At 69.9% G+C, this 14,192-nt stretch carries 13 protein-coding genes and 1 pseudogene; 6 read left to right on the plus strand and 8 right to left on the minus strand.

Annotated elements, in window-relative coordinates:
- Positions 1 to 1,290, minus strand: a pseudogene (locus AOK08_RS25115) (hypothetical protein); the annotation flags it as partial.
- Positions 1,291 to 1,507: 217 nt separating this feature from the next.
- Between AOK08_RS25115 and AOK08_RS25120 the strand changes: the two are divergent.
- A complete protein-coding gene (locus AOK08_RS25120; RefSeq protein ID WP_055530102.1) occupies positions 1,508 to 1,690 on the plus strand; it encodes a hypothetical protein in 183 nt (60 codons plus the stop codon).
- A gap of 128 nt (positions 1,691 to 1,818) precedes the next feature.
- Here AOK08_RS25120 and AOK08_RS25125 read toward each other — a convergent pair whose 3' ends face one another.
- The 3 genes from AOK08_RS25125 to AOK08_RS25135 form a co-directional block, all read right to left on the minus strand.
- A complete protein-coding gene (locus AOK08_RS25125; protein WP_157876779.1) occupies positions 1,819 to 2,049 on the minus strand; it encodes a hypothetical protein in 231 nt (76 codons plus the stop codon).
- Entirely contained in the window at positions 2,007 to 2,708 is a 702-nt protein-coding gene (locus AOK08_RS25130; RefSeq protein ID WP_157876780.1) for a hypothetical protein, read from the minus strand. The genes AOK08_RS25125 and AOK08_RS25130 overlap by 43 nt, the downstream gene beginning before the upstream one ends.
- Positions 2,709 to 2,780: 72 nt before the next feature.
- A complete protein-coding gene (locus AOK08_RS25135) occupies positions 2,781 to 3,119 on the minus strand; it encodes a helix-turn-helix domain-containing protein (RefSeq protein ID WP_055530106.1) in 339 nt (112 codons plus the stop codon).
- Between the two features lie 125 nt (positions 3,120 to 3,244).
- Here AOK08_RS25135 and AOK08_RS25140 point away from each other — a divergent pair, with 125 nt between their 5' ends.
- Positions 3,245 to 4,540 (plus strand): IS110 family RNA-guided transposase, encoded by a 1,296-nt coding sequence (locus AOK08_RS25140; RefSeq protein WP_055530107.1) that lies wholly within the window; start codon positions 3,245 to 3,247, stop codon positions 4,538 to 4,540.
- Between the two features lie 343 nt (positions 4,541 to 4,883).
- Here the strand turns inward: AOK08_RS25140 and fxlM are convergent, their stop codons facing one another.
- A complete protein-coding gene (gene fxlM / locus AOK08_RS25145; RefSeq protein ID WP_055530120.1) occupies positions 4,884 to 6,104 on the minus strand; it encodes a methyltransferase, FxLD system in 1,221 nt (406 codons plus the stop codon).
- Positions 6,105 to 6,489: 385 nt separating this feature from the next.
- Here fxlM and AOK08_RS25150 point away from each other — a divergent pair, with 385 nt between their 5' ends.
- Complete coding sequence (locus AOK08_RS25150) at positions 6,490 to 7,869, plus strand: GDSL-type esterase/lipase family protein (protein WP_055530110.1); 1,380 nt, start codon at positions 6,490 to 6,492, stop codon at positions 7,867 to 7,869.
- A 272-nt stretch (positions 7,870 to 8,141) separates the two neighbouring features.
- Here AOK08_RS25150 and AOK08_RS25160 read toward each other — a convergent pair whose 3' ends face one another.
- Entirely contained in the window at positions 8,142 to 8,597 is a 456-nt protein-coding gene (locus AOK08_RS25160) for an NUDIX domain-containing protein (RefSeq protein WP_055530113.1), read from the minus strand.
- Between the two features lie 40 nt (positions 8,598 to 8,637).
- On the opposite strand from AOK08_RS25160, the gene AOK08_RS45920 reads away from it, so the two are divergent.
- Positions 8,638 to 8,829: a hypothetical protein gene (locus AOK08_RS45920; RefSeq protein ID WP_157876781.1), complete on the plus strand. Its 192-nt coding sequence runs from the start codon at positions 8,638 to 8,640 to the stop codon at positions 8,827 to 8,829.
- 55 nt (positions 8,830 to 8,884) lie between these two features.
- A complete protein-coding gene (locus AOK08_RS25165; RefSeq protein ID WP_241827081.1) occupies positions 8,885 to 9,406 on the plus strand; it encodes a P-loop nucleotide/nucleoside kinase family protein in 522 nt (173 codons plus the stop codon).
- A gap of 638 nt (positions 9,407 to 10,044) precedes the next feature.
- On the opposite strand, the gene AOK08_RS25170 is transcribed toward AOK08_RS25165, so the two are convergent.
- A complete protein-coding gene (locus AOK08_RS25170) occupies positions 10,045 to 11,181 on the minus strand; it encodes a phosphoenolpyruvate carboxykinase (ATP) (protein WP_055530115.1) in 1,137 nt (378 codons plus the stop codon).
- A 533-nt stretch (positions 11,182 to 11,714) separates the two neighbouring features.
- Entirely contained in the window at positions 11,715 to 12,758 is a 1,044-nt protein-coding gene (locus AOK08_RS25175; protein WP_055530117.1) for a serine hydrolase domain-containing protein, read from the minus strand.
- Positions 12,759 to 13,170: 412 nt separating this feature from the next.
- On the opposite strand from AOK08_RS25175, the gene AOK08_RS25180 reads away from it, so the two are divergent.
- Positions 13,171 to 13,872: a hypothetical protein gene (locus AOK08_RS25180; protein ID WP_157876782.1), complete on the plus strand. Its 702-nt coding sequence runs from the start codon at positions 13,171 to 13,173 to the stop codon at positions 13,870 to 13,872.
- The last annotated feature ends 320 nt before the right edge of the window (positions 13,873 to 14,192 follow it).

Consider the following 14,192-nt stretch of genomic DNA (forward strand, 5'->3'; position numbering starts at 1 on the left):
GCTCAGGGGGCCGGGGACGCCTCGGCACGGGGCGGAAAGATACTCCAGGGCGTTCTCGAGCCATCCCGGGCGGGCGTGTTCATCCCACATGTAGTCGGGGGCGAGGGCAGCTGCGGTGACTTCCAATACGCGCTCGGGCAACGCCAGGCCGTGGCCGAGGCGGCGCAGCTGCACCGCGGCGGTGATGAGGCACCGGGCCATCGGTGCGGCCCCGTCGACGCGCTCCAGCAATGCCGGCACGCCCGCGAGGTACTGGGTGAGCCGGCTTTCTTCGGCGTGGGCGGAGGCCTCGGCGACGCGCGGGTCGGCCTGTGCCGCCTTGGCCAGGGCCGAGGGTTCGCATGAGAACTGGTCGGGGATCCGCGCGCTGACGGCGGCCCCGGTGAGCAGGGCCCGGGCCTGGGGGCAGGCGTCGTAGGACGGAGTCGAGGGGGCGGTGAGGCGGGCCCAGTCCTCGGGATGTGCGGTGGCGAGCGCCAGGATGGGGCCGCGCCCGGGTGTACGCAGCAGTTCACGTAAGGCGGTGGCTACCCGCTCGCCGACAGAGCGGTCGCTGGTCAGCAGATAGTGCTGGATCTCGTTGAGCCAGAGCACGGTGCGGGGTCCGACCTCCGGCAGGCCGGTGAGCACCGCTTCCGTGAGGGTCGGCTCGATCGGGTGCCACAACCTCCAGTCGTCTGGCAGGAGTTGGACCGCCTCCCAGCAGGCACGGGTCTTGCCGGTGGAGGATCCACCGATCAAGGTCACCCATGTGCTGCGCCCGTGGCGGGCGCCGTGTACCGCCTCACGCAGCAGCGCATCATGGTCGCGCTCCACATACGCAGGCAGGAGAGGCAAGGAGCCGGGTCGGTCGTCGCCGGGGCCGTCGATCGCCGGGTGGACCTCCAGGGCGAAGGGGTCAGGGACGTCGCGTACGCGCCATCCTGGCCGCTCGTGGGCATCCAAGATTTCGCGGGCCTGGGCCTCTTTCGCAGCCGCCTGGGCGTGGCGTGCGCGCCGGGCTGCCTCGTCGAAGTACTGGTCACGCCAGTGTTCCCTCTCGAAGAGGGTCCGGCCCGCGGGCGGCTCGACACCGCGTCGTCGCGCCTCCGCTCCGATGGCGTCGACGATGGTCAGCAGTTCGTTCACCTGGCGGGGGAAGCGGGCACCGCGCAGCCAGTCTCCGATGGTCGTCGGCGCGACGCCGGCGCGCTCCGCCAGGGCGCGGTCGGAGGGCTGGCGGTCGAGGTATCGACGGCGAAATTCTCCCAGTTCGGCCATCTGCTGACCGAAGTTGAGCTTCTCCCCCACGGTGTACGCCCTCCCCTCTCTTTCCACTGCCGTCAGCCGGAGGTTGTCGGCAGATCATCTTTGCAGCCGATGCCGGTCGCCGCCGCGGAGACGGGCACCGGCGTGCTGCCGGCGTGCTGTCCAACTTGCAGCGGATACCTGTGGGACACGGCAGTTGGACAGGAACAGTCGCTTCCCGACCTGCCGGAGTGCCGCTCCGGCCGTACGAGGAGCCCTGATGAGCCGCGTTGATGTCCTGTCTCTCCTGCTTGCCCTGTCCTTCTCCGTGAACGTGGGCGGTACTGCTGGGTGGCTCGCCGCACGGACCGGGATGGGGTGGGCCCGTGCGGTGCTGTTCGGTGGCGGGGCCGTCGGTACCACCATGGCGCTCGTCTTCGCCGGGGTTGCGGCCTACCACTGACGCGGCAAAGTCGGAACTCGAGGCTGCCCAGGAGGGTGCGGGAACGGCAGGGTTGCCTTGGGAGCCCGTGGAGTTCGACGGCCGGAGTGACGCAGGTGCCTTCGGGCAGCGCGGAGCGGGCGCCGTATTTACTCCGGTCCTAGGCGTACATGGACGCGTGCACCGAGCAGGTCTTGGGGGAACCAGCGCTGTCCGGGCGTGAGCTCGATCGAGGTTCCGCCCCGGATGAACGTGCCGGTGAACCGTCGGCCGGTTTCCCGGCTGAGGACGGGCAGGACGCTGATGTCCAGCAGATCGGGCGGCTGCGGCCACAGCTTCACCACGCTCCCGGCCTCTTCGAGAGGGTGGTCGATGTCCATGAGGGGGTGGCTGAGGAGCTGGAACTGTGCCAGCGTCCCGTCGGGGAGGCCGAAGCCGAGGTTGGTCGCCTGGCCCACTCCCCCGGCCGCCCGGGGATGTGGATCCGCGGGAGCAGGATCCGTTCGTCCGGTACAGAGGCGTCGTCGCGGGATTCGGGGTTGATGATGCCCAGCCACAGCGACAGGTCGGCGGGCAGCGCACCGGTGTTCCGGAGCCCGGGCAGCCAGGACATGGGGAACTCCCATGCCGAACGGTCGCGTTGGGGCGGTGCGGCATACACAGCGTCGGGGTGTGCGGCCAGCAGCAGCGTTTTCGCGGCCCACCGGGCGAGGGCCCGGACGGAGGGACCGGCGATCGGGGCCAGATCGTCGAGCGCGGCGCGGACCGGGGTCTTCGCGGGTTGCTCGAAGACGGTGTTGAGCCATCCGTTGCAGTCCCGGCCGCCGTCCGGTTCTTCCTTCTTTCCACAGGCGGGCAGCATCAGCCGGGTGAGGTGGTCGCGTTCCACCCGGCCGCTGGCGTAGGCGACCAGTTGCCCGTTGACCTCGGCCGTGAAGGGGCCCTGGCCGTCGTGGCGGCTGAGGAACCAGGTGGGCAGCACGTGTTCGCGGCGCCGCCGTACGGGGACGCCGCAGAACACGCAGCGCAGTTCACTCATGGCCGGGAGCGTACGCGCCGCACGGGGCGCGTGCCGGGAATTGTCCGGTGGCCCTCCGCTGCCGGCTGCGACTCAGGTGTCCGGGGTGTTCTCGGTCGTGGCGTCGGAGGCCGGCAGGGTGCGGAAGAGGTGCCGGGGCAGCAGGTCGGTCTGCAGCGCGGTCTCGAGGCGGGCGATGGTGGACAGGTCGGGGTAGACCAGGCCGCGGATGATCCGGCCGACCGCGGTGGCGTTCAGTCCCGCCCGGGTGGAGGCCGATCGCTGCGAGAGGCCCCGCCGGGTGAGGGCGTCGTCGAGGGCGCGGGCCAGGACGAGGGCGTAGTGCACGCCCGGCGGCGCGTCCGCATGGACCGAGACCTCGGCGGGCCATTCGCCGTCGGTGTACGCGTGGGGCGCCTTGTCGCCGCGCATGTCGCCCCCTGGAAGTGTCCTGATCACTCGCTGTCCTCCGTATGATCCCGCACCCGGCCCCGGTGATCTGACACCCCACCAGGGTGATGTATATATGCATCACTCAGGTTAGAGGGAGCGCGTGCATGGGCCGGTGGTGGGCCGGGATCGACTGGTCATGGGGACTTCAGGATTTCGTGATCATCGACGAGGAAGGGAAGGTGGTCCTCCACCTTCGGGTCGAGGAGTCCCGTGAGGGCGTCGAGCAGATCCTTGGGGCCCTGCGTGCCCTGAACCCGACCTCGCACCGCTTCTCCCGGCGCCAGGTGCCCATCGCGATCGAGGACGGCACCCGTCTGCTCGTCGCCGAGCTGCAGCGCCGCCGCCAGCCGGTGGTCGTCATCCCGCCCGCGGTCACCTCCCGCTACCGCGGCCGCCACGGTGCCGCCGTCTCCAAGTCCGACCGCGGCGATGCCGCCCTGCTGGCCGACATCATCCGGCAGAACCCCGGCCGGCGCTCCTTCCTGCCCGAGAACTCCGACCAGGCCGCCGCCATCGCGGTGCTGGCCCGCACCCAGGCATCCAGTACGCAGGCGGCCCGCGCGATCATGCTCCGGCTGCGATCCCACCTCGGCCTGTACTTCCCGGCCGCCGTCGAGGCGTGGTCGGGCACGCAGCACGGGCTGCGCCGGCCGGAGGCACGGGCGGTACTCGCGCTGGCACCGACACCGCGCCAGGCCGCCGCCCTGTCCAAGCGGCGGCTTCACGACACGCTCGCCGCCGCCGGCCGCACCCGGCTCCTGGACGAAGAAGCCGGCCGGCTGCGGGACCTGTTCGCCGCGTCGGCCCTGCGCCAGCGGCCGGAGACCGAGCAGGCCATGGGCGAACGCACCCGGCTCCACCTCGCCGAGCTGTCCATCGCCTGCCAGCACGCCGAGCACCTGTCCAATCTGGCCGACACGCGGTTCTCCGCCCACCCCCACCACCGGATCTACCGGTCCTTCCCGGCCTGCGGCCCCATCGTCGCCGCCCGTCTCTTCGCCGAGATCGGCGACGCCCCCGAGCGCTTCCCCACCGGGCGCCATCTGCGTGCCTACGCGGGCACGGCCCCCATCACCTGGTCCTCCGGGAGCAGCCACACCGTCGTCCACCGCACGGTGTGCAACCGGGCGCTCAAGGCGACCGTCCACCAGTGGGCCTTCGGCGCGCTCACCCGCTCCCCCGGCTGCCGCGCCCTGTACGACGCGCGCCGACAACGCGGTGACGGCTACGCGGCGGCGCTGCGCCACGTGGGCAACCGACTGCTCAGCGGCCTGCACCACTGTGTTCGGACCGACCAGCTCTACCAGGAACACGTCATGTTCCCCACGGCGGACGGCCGGGACGAGGTGACGGGCGGCCAGGACGAACACCTGCGTGTGACCTTGGGCCGTGAGCCCTGAAGCGGAAGTGGTGCCTGGCCGTCCTTCATCCCGCCCCGCGCCGTACCGCTCTTGACCGGGCTGGTGGACGGGCAGCCGGAACAACGCCTGAATTGAATCCCTGGGCCCGTGAGCCCTTACGCGGGAACGGCGCCGGCTGCCTCTCCACCCGCCCGGCCCGCCGGGTACTCCCGCCGCAGCCGCGGCCATTCACACACTGGTGTCGTGGAGGCCCCGGGGAGGAGCAGGACGTTGCCGACGGGGCTCGTGGAGACGACGACCCCGATGTCCGGCTGGTCGGCGAAGAGGTTCCCGCCGACAGGCGTCCGAGGCCGGCGCTGTCGCCTACGGGACGCGCCGCGATCTACGCGGTCGGCCAGGAGACCGAGATCCGTCGGTGCTTCTTGTCGATGATCCGGCCGCCGGTGATCCGGTCATCGGGCGTGGCCGCCGGGTAGAGGGCGATGCGGGGGCCGGGAGCACCGCGGTGCTGCCTGCCCCAGGTGCGGACGATGTCGGCCAGCCGCTTGGCGAAGCCGGCCCCGTCGGGACCGAAGCCGTGGAACCCGAACTCCCCGGTCTTCTTCTCCTGGTCGCGGCGGAGCACGATGTAGCCGAAGTTCGGGCCGTCGATCGCGACCATGGAGAAGTTGAGGTTGGTGGGGCCGATCGCGCCGGTGGCCAGTTCAGGGTCGATGGACATGGAGCAGTACGTCGGCACGTGGGTCGCCAGGTACATCTGGAGGGTGCCGATGGGCTCCCGGTTGGGGATGCTCAGCCCGGTCCATGTCTCGGCGCGAGGGGTGTCCAGGACGCCGTCCAGCAGCGTCGGGTCGGCGGGCAGCCCCTCGTCGAAGTACAGGGTGACGCCCTTGTCTCCGGGCAGTTGCATCGTCTGCTGGGTGTGGGAGCCGGCGCCCTGTACCGGCACGAAGCCGCACACGTGGGCGCTGGTGGCGACGAGGTGGTCGCCCTGCCGGACGAACCGGTAGGTGCGGGTCAGTCCGTTGATGCGCAGCGGCACGACGAGCCGGCCGTCGTCCTTGAGCTGCTCGGTCCAGGCGGGTGGGATGTCCCAGGCGCCGGCGGTCACGATGATCGCGTCGTAGGGGGCGTGGCCGTGGACTCCGTGCTCGGCGTCGGCGACGATGACGTTGACGTCGGTGTAGCCGGTCTCGGTGAGGAACCGCTTGGCACGGTCGGCCGGTTGGGAGTCGATGTCGACGGTGGTGACCTGCCCGTTGGGCCCAACGAGCTCCGCGATGTAGGCGGCGTTCGGCCCGTTGGTGCCGATCTCCAGCACGTTGTCTCCGGGGTGGAGATCGGCCTGTTCCAGCTGCATGGCCTGGATCTGCGGGGCGGAGACCGAGCTGGTGTGGTGGCCGTCCTCGTCCGCCTGGGTGATCACGGCGTCATATGTGCTGTAGGCGGCTTCGAGCGACGCCTCGGGTAGGGCCAGGTGCCGGGGTACCTGGCGCAGGGCAGCCTCGACGCGCGGCGACACGATCGTGCCGTCCTCCTTGAGCTGGTCGACGGCCTTGTTGCGCAGCTCGGTCGCACAGTTCTCGTCGGGCAGTTGGGGCATGTGGCTGGTCTCCTCGTGGTGCGTGTACGCGAAGTCGTGATGATGTCGGTGTGCCGGGCGCCGCGCCATGCGGCCCTCCGGCCAGGGCCGATATTCAGCCCTCTGCGGCCGGCGGGTTTGTCCTACGGCTGGCCGGTGCGGTACAGCGGGCAGCGGCGGGCGGTACCCAGTCCGGTCCTGAGTGGTATCCAGCGACCAGGCGGGCCTGCTGGGCTGAGCAGATGTCGCGCTGGTGCATCCTGGCGACGAGGTTGGCCGACGCGCTCGTCATCGGCATGCTCCGCCAGGCTTGTTGGAGCTGGCGTCCGGCAAGGCTCGTTCGCAGCCGGTACGTTGAGCCCGGCGCCCTGGCGAACGTCCGTGGCAAGCGAAGGACCGACCTGCGATGACCAGCACGACCTCCCCCGACCGGTCCGTCGCTGAGCGGCTGAGCGCCGAACACGGCCCGGCGCTCACCCTCGGCGACAGCTGCACGCTGCCCGACGACCTCGTGGTCGAGATCGCCCCCGGCGCCCACCTGACGATCGGCGACCGGGTCTCCATCGGGCGCGGCTGCACCATCCAGGTGCACCGCGGCGCCACCGTCGCCATCGGCGACGACGTCTCCATGGGAGAGTGCATCTTCGTCTCCGCCATGGCCGGCATCCGTCTCGGCGACGGCTGCACCCTGTCGAGCACGGTCGACCTGCGCGACCACACCCGCCGCCCCGTCGCGCACCCGCCCGGTGGGCAGTCTGTGCCGTGGACGTCCGGGTTCGAGGCTGCCCCGATCATCATCGAGGCGGGCGCGATCCTGTCCCCCAAGGTCACCGTCACGGCCGGGGTCCGTATCGGGGCGAACGCACGGGTCGGCGCGAACACGGTCGTCTCCTACAGCATCGCCCCCGACGCCGTCGACACCGGTGTCCCGGCCGGCACCCGCCGGACCGTCGAGGGCGCGCCCGCGCCGCGCGATGACGTCCGCACCCTGAGCGTCGGGTTCTTCGGTACCTCGATCATGGAGCACTTGGAGGCGTTCAACTCCCGCATGACCACGCAGGCCGACCTGCCCGAGCCCGGCTCCCGGGTCACCGTCGAGGGCTGGCACTCGCGCGGCTGGGTCCACCGCCTCGCGCTGTCCCTGCGTGCCGCCTGGCCGTACGTCACCTTCGACGTGAAGAACCACGGCGAGGGCGGCGCCACCAGCCGGGACATCGCCGGAATCGTCGACAACGCTCTGACGGTGGACGGCTTCGGCTACGACCTGGTGTTCCTCGGCTGTGGCATCAACGACGTCTGGCGCCGCTTCCAGGGTAGGACGGCTGAGGCTGTCGGCCTTGACGAGTACACCCGGCACTTCACCACGATGCTGAACCAGCTCAGCGGTCATGCCCGCCAGATCATCGTCGTCTCCGAGACACCGTTCGGTCCCATCGACGCCCCCGCCACCGTGGGAGAGATGAACGGCGAGCTCGCCCGCTACAACGAAGCCGCCGCCACGACCGCCGTCGGCCACGGAGCCCTCTTCCTGAACGTGTGGACCCCCTTCGCCGCGGCAGCCCGAAACCTCGCCCCGGCAGCTGCCGCAGACGATCCGGTCAGCCTGTGGAGCGATGGGGTCCACCTGACCGAACTGGGCGACACCGTCCTGCTCCAACAGGCCGAGCGGATCCTCGTCGAGCACCGGATCATCGAGAAACTCCTCGACTATCCGCTCCTGGAGCGCGAAGCGGCGCTCACGGCGTACGGCCCGCTGTTCGCCCGGTTCCGGCCAACGAGCTCGTGACGCCTCAGGGTGCCCGGGTACGGGTCGGCGGCCACGGCCGGATCCCAGCCCCCGCCAACCCGTCCTGCGCGTTTCGGTCTTCGAGGGAGTCGGCCGTGCCCCACCCCGCCTCCTGCCATCGGCTGAGGGCCCGTGGCAAGGGCAGGAAGGTGTCTTCGGGGTGCTGCGCGGTGAGGTCGTCGAAGCGGCGCGCAGCCACATCAGGGCTATCAGGAGCGGCTCGGTGCCGGTGTTGTCGGCCAAGTGCTCGTTGAGGGCGAAAAGACGGCCGGTCAGGCCGTCGTCTTCCCGTGGATCAGATCCCGGTGCGACTCCTGGAGTCCCTCGGGCAGGGAGTCCAGGGAGAACCACGCGGCCTCCAAGATCTCAAAGGAGTCGATCTTGATCGTTCCTCCGACCAGCTGGGCCTCGTAGGCCACCTCGAGCCGGAGCTTGAAGCCGCTCTTGAGGTGTACGAGCCGACCGGCCTTGACGTCGAGACCGGTCTCTTCCTTCACTTCGCGAGCGATGGTGAGCGGGAACTCCTCGCTCTTGATCGCGTAGCCCGTGGGCAGACCCCAAGGCCGGTCCTCCGGCCACATCCGGTGACGCAGGAGCAGGACATTGCCCTGGTCATCGCGTACAACGCCGGTGACGCCGACCATGAACTTGGCGTGCGCGAGCCACAGGACGCGCCACTGCATCGGTCCTCGGATGATGCGCCACAGTCGGGCGACGATCCGCTTCATCTGGAACCTGCTTTCGGGGAGCTGATGGACCGTGAGCTAGGTGGATCACAATTGCGCATCCCTGGTGATCGTCCAACTGCGCAGCGTGAAGTTGTACAGGCGTGGAGAGTCGACCGGGTTCGTCGGGTACAACAACTTCTTCGACGCTGACGGGACGGTCATCGGGTACGGCGAGTACATCAGCCACGGCGACCGGTACACCTGCTACACCTACCAACGTCCCCGCGACTGATCGGCATCCTCGGGGACGATCGGTGATCACGTGCGGGTATGGCCGGGAGCGTCCAGTGGATGTGCATGAGGACAGTCCTGTAGGTGAGGGCCCTGTCGTCTATCTGCTGGTCGGATTGACCGGGGCGGGAAAGACGACGTACGCCCAGCAGAGGCTGGAACCCTCAGGCGTCGTGCGCCTATCGGTCGATGAGACGGTGGCCCGCGATCACGGCCGCTATGGCGTGGACTACCCGGAGAACGAGTACTTCGAGCGGGAGGCACCTGCTGTCGCCGAGGTCCGCAGCCGGTTGGTCGACCTCGTTGGCCAGGGCCGCGATGTCGTTGTGGACCATGGTCTATGGACACGGCAGTCCCGCGAGGAGTGGCGGAAGCTCGTCGAAGACGCCGGCGGCAGGCCCCGGCTGCTGTACTTCCCCGTCGATCAGGAGGAGTTGCTGCGGCGTCTTGCCGCGCGGAATCTCCGGGCGGACGCCAACGCGCTAGCCGTAACAGAAAGTGCCCTGTCGGACTTCGTCGCGCGCTTCGAGCCGCCCCACGGTGAAGGCGAGGAGATCGTCGTACCAGGTTCGTTCTGAGCAGCCCGTGCAGGGGACCGAGCCGGGCGGCGGGGCCGTCGTCATGCCGCCCGGTGGCGGGGTGGGGCCCGTTGGACAGGTCGTCGGCATGCCCCGTATCAGCCGGAGTCCGGATCGGCGCCGCCAGTCAGAACGGCGAGGCGATTCTGCTGTCGCCGCCGGTTCACCTTCTTCTTCAACTCGAGGCTCTCGTGGTAGAGGTTCGCGGTCACGATGGCGAGAGCGTCGAGTTTGTCCTACAACTCGCTGGCCTTCGTTGGTGTCTGGGGAACCGACAGGGCTCTCCAGCCTGCGGCGGCGGTGGACTTCCTGCTGGTCGCTGATTCCTCACCAATGAGAATCCCTTCCCGCTGCGAAGTCCATGAACAGCTCGGGTACCTCCTGTTGTACGGCTCGTACGAGACCGAACGCGACCTGGTGCCTTCTACGCCCGGTGCGGCTACACCGTCCTCGATCCAGGAGAGGGTTTCGCGCTCGCCCCCATCGGCATACCCTTCGGAATTCACGCTGGCCCCAACGAGTGCGTCTTCACCCGCTGGCGACCCCACTGACCAGCGGCCAGAAGATATGTGATCCCGGCAGTCACTCCACCGGGGGCTGCGGAGGCCGGCGGAGGTGAGGTGGGAGCCTCGGCTGCTCTACGCGGCGAGTAGATCGTCGGCGGTTTTCACCAGCAGGTCGGCGCAGACGGCTACGTCGTGGCTCAGGTTCACGGAGCGGTTCGGCAGCAGGGTGAGTTGGTCGGCCAGTTCGGTCGTCGGGACTGCCCGCGCCGGGGTGAGGCGGAAGATGTCGGGGTAGCGGTCTTCCGTCTGGGCGGTGAAGAAGTCCTCCTCGGTCAGGTTTCGCCGCGCGTCGAGGACGTGGGGCGGGATGCCTGCCGTGATCTGGGGGAAGAGGAGCCCTGCGGCGTGCGCGCCGGTTGCCAGGGGGATGCCGAGCCAGGTCGGCAGCTGGTCGGGGAAGAACTGGGGCTTGAGTTCCTTGCCCTGGTCGTTCCGGAGCGGGGTGCGGCCGCCGGCGTGGAGGGCGTCGGTGACGCGCTGGTGCTGGGTGGGGTGGAGTTGTTCACCGGCGAGGACGCGCTCGCGCACGGCGTCGTACAGTCCGATGGAGTCCAGCAGGCCCAGACCGATCGCCGCGGCGGAAGGCCAGGGCAGGATGCGTACGGTGCCGTCTTCGGTGCGGATGAAGACGCGGTCGTTGGCGAGCAGTTCGAAGCCCGCGCGGGCCAGGAGGAGGGCGGTGGTGGTCTTGCCCGCCCCTTTGGGACCGAAGGAGAGCAGTGCGCGGCCGCCGCGGACGACGGCCGAGGCGTGCAGGATGTGGAAGCCGGCGTGCAGCAGCTGGCCGCGGACCAGCTCTCGGGTCAGGCGCGCGGCGGCGACCGCGACCGGCTGGGTCTCCGCTCCGACGATCACCAGTCGGCTGGTGGCCGGGGTGTAGTAGTAGGCGAGGTGCACATCGGGCTGGACGGCGTAGATCGCGCCGGGCTCGGGCTCGGCGACCAGCGTGCGGGTTCCTGCGTAGGTGACTTCGGTGGTGTCCAGGTCTGCGACCTGGCGGTGGAGGTCCTGCAGTCGGGCGGGGTCGGCATCGGCAAGGAGGAGGCCGCCGCCGTCGGTGACGCCCGCGTTCTCGGCCGGCGCGGCGACGGGGGTGGCGTTCCACCACGGGCCGAAGTAGCGCAGCACCCAGTCGGCCACCTCCTTGGAGGCGCTCACGACCGTGGCGGTCGCGGTATCGGCGCGGACGCGGGTGGCATGCAGCGGCACGGGGCTCTCCTTCAAGGCTGCTGTGCGGGTTGGGAGTTGTCGATCCGGTGTGGACGGCGGGCGCTGGCTCTCCCCGCTCCTTCGTAAGCGGCGTCGGGCGGGGAAGACACACGGTGGGGCGGCCCGTCTGCGAATGCAACAGAATTCGGCCCCGGATGCCGTCGTGGTTGACGAAGAGCGTCTTCGCAGACCTTGCCCCGCGCAGTCGTCGGCGCCCGGTCCGTGGACCGGCCGCCGACGCCGGATGAGGGCTCCTCACCCAGAGCTTGCGTACCAGGTCAGGGGCTACGGTCGGCGAGCGGGAGCGCCGTGGCGCGGGCCCGGAAGCACGCGTCCGTCCCGATCGCGAGTCTGCAGTGGCGTCGGAGCACCGGGGTTGAGGAAGCGGCCGTTCACGATCCTCGTGTCGCGCGATCGGGCGGTATGGCCTGCGCGCCCTGGGCACTGCGAAGTAATTGATCACCGGGGCACGAGGGGCGGTGGTCACACGCCCGGAGCGAGCCGGGTTCGGTTGCGGCCTCCGGGAATCTTGGCTAGGGGAAGGCGAGTTGGCGGAAGGCGTTGCGGATGTTGGTGAGCGGCTCTCGGTCGCGGGTGTAGTACAGCTTGTTGGTCAGCAGCACGGCCCACCGGTTTTGGGCGGGGGAGATCCACATGCCGGTGCCGGTGAATCCGTAGTGGACCCACACGTCCTCGTCGGCGCTGGTGTGGGGGGCCGGGTGCCAGAACAGGCCGCGTTCGGGCTCAAGGCCGCTGGTGTGGAGGGTCAGCGAGCAGGCAGTCCACTTGGCGCCGAATCCGGCCGGTGCGGGGGCGGTTTGGGGCGTGAGCATGTAGCGCAGGAAGGCTGCGAGCTCGTGGGCGGTGGTGAAGGCGCCGGCGATGCCACAGACCCCGCCCAGCAGGCGGGCGGAGAAGTCGTGGGCGGTTCCCTTGAGGTGGGTGGCGGTGTCCTGGTCGAGTTCGGTTGGCGCGCAGGCCTGGGCGGCCGCCGGGGGCAGGGGGCCGAAGCGGGTGGCTTCCATGCCGAGGGGGCGCCAGGTCCGTTGGGTGGCGATTTGGTCCAGGCTCTGTCCGGAGAGGTGTTCGGCGAGGTAGCCGAGGATGAGGGCGGCGCGGTCGGTGTATTCGACGGCTTCGCCGGGCGGCCGGTGGAGCGCTTCGTGCAGGACGCCGGCCCGGATGGCGCGGGGGTCGGCGCCGTAGAGGTTCTTCAGCTGGGCTCGTAGCGGGACGCCCGCGGTGTGGGTGAGCAGTTGGCGAGCCGTCACCGCGCCGAGCGGGTACCCGGTGGTCTCGTTCCAGAAGGCGCCCAGGGGGGTGTCGAGGTCGAGGACCTGGTCCTCCCACAGGGCGCCGATGGACGTCCACACGGCGAGGATCTTGGTGAGGCTGGCGGCGTCGAAGACGGTGTCGAGCCTCATCCGTGTGTCCGGCTCTTCGGGGTCCAGGACGCCGGTGGCACCAGAGGCGCGGATGCCGGTGGCGTTGCCGGTGGCCCACACGGCGCCGGGGTAGACCTTGTCGCGGACGCCTTGGTCCAGCAGCGTGTCGATCCGGCCGGTCGCGTGCGTCATGGTCTTCCTGTTCGCCTTCGGTATCCCGCCGGTCAGCGTAGTGACGTGGGCGGGTCCGAAGGTGCACAGGCGCGTCTCCGGGTGGCTGCGACACGCGAATGCCTCGGGCGGCGGCGCTGGACTTGAGCCGGTCGGCTGGCGTGCGGTCGGATGCGGCCTATGCCGACCAGCGGCGGGTCCCGGGGAAGGTGCCGTCGGCTGCGCCGTGGGGTCCGGCGGCACCTTCCGCTTCGGCTCATCCTGATCGACGCCGGTATGAATATGGGCAAGGCGCTGCGGCTGGTCACCCCTGCGGTGGAATGCGCCGCCGCTGTGCGTACGGTCACCGGAGGCGGCCCTGCCCCCGACTGTTCCGTCGGTGGGGAGGGCGTAGCCGGCCTCGACCTGGGCGGGAGATGGATAGGGTGACGGTGTGACTGTGGCTTCCGAGATAGCAGCCTGCCCCGAGTGCAGTGAGATCGCCGAAACTTGGTGGACGCATGGTCTGGCAGATGACCGGACCGGTCTGAGGGCAGACGAACTAGCCTTCTACGAACATCTCCTGAAGCATCACCCGACGGTCCCGCTGGCTGGCCGGGAGGGGTGCAACGACTGCCGGGCGGCAGTGGCGATGGCCCAGTTGGCCCTGCCCGACCTGACCGTGTACCTCAAGGACGGTACCCCGGTGGACACCGCGCGCCTGCACTTCGTCCACCACGTTCTGGAACAGAACGCCTCTCTTGGCCAGGCCACGCTGACCAGCGGACACACGTTCACGGCGTACCTGTACCACTTCGCCTCCGGCGACGCACCAGCCGACCATAGGTGCTCCCCCGACCGCGGTCACCCCCACAGCGTCACGGTGGAACTCACCGGCCCCGTACGTCTCATGTCTGACGAGCAGACCGCGGTGCTGAAGACGGTGGTCGCCGAGCTGGACCGCGACTTGCAGCACCGGGAGCTGGAGCGCATCGGTGACGCCGGTCTGGCGACGTTGGACGACTTCGCCCGGTGGGTCCACGCCGTTGTCGCGGCCCGGCTTGCCGACGGACTGGCCGCGGGCCTCGCTGTCCGTGTGGATGCGCCTGCCGTTGAGGCTGGCACTGCGGTCTTCCCGGCGCCGGCACCGCAGTAGGGCGCGGTGGGGTCTCGGCGAGCGTATTGCGGCTGGGGCGGCTCGGTGTACCAGTAGCAGCTCTCGTCGAAGAGGTCGCTCCATCTGACGGTCGACGAGGCGCGAAACGGGTCCGCTGCCGTCGCGTGCGCCGTCTGCCGGGCTGAGCTGTCAGCCAGGCGCCGGACGACTCCCACGACCGGGTGAGGTCTGTCCGGCATGCGAACTTCTGCGCTGTGTCGCGCGTCTGGCAGGTAGGCGATGTTCCGAGGAAAGGTGTGACGGTATGGACAGTAAGAGCAGCGTCAGCTGCGCCGGTGCCCTCCGTACGGAGGGACTGG

Origin of the sequence: Streptomyces graminilatus (assembly GCF_001418565.1) — a bacterium.
Classification (GTDB): domain Bacteria; phylum Actinomycetota; class Actinomycetes; order Streptomycetales; family Streptomycetaceae; genus Streptomyces; species Streptomyces graminilatus.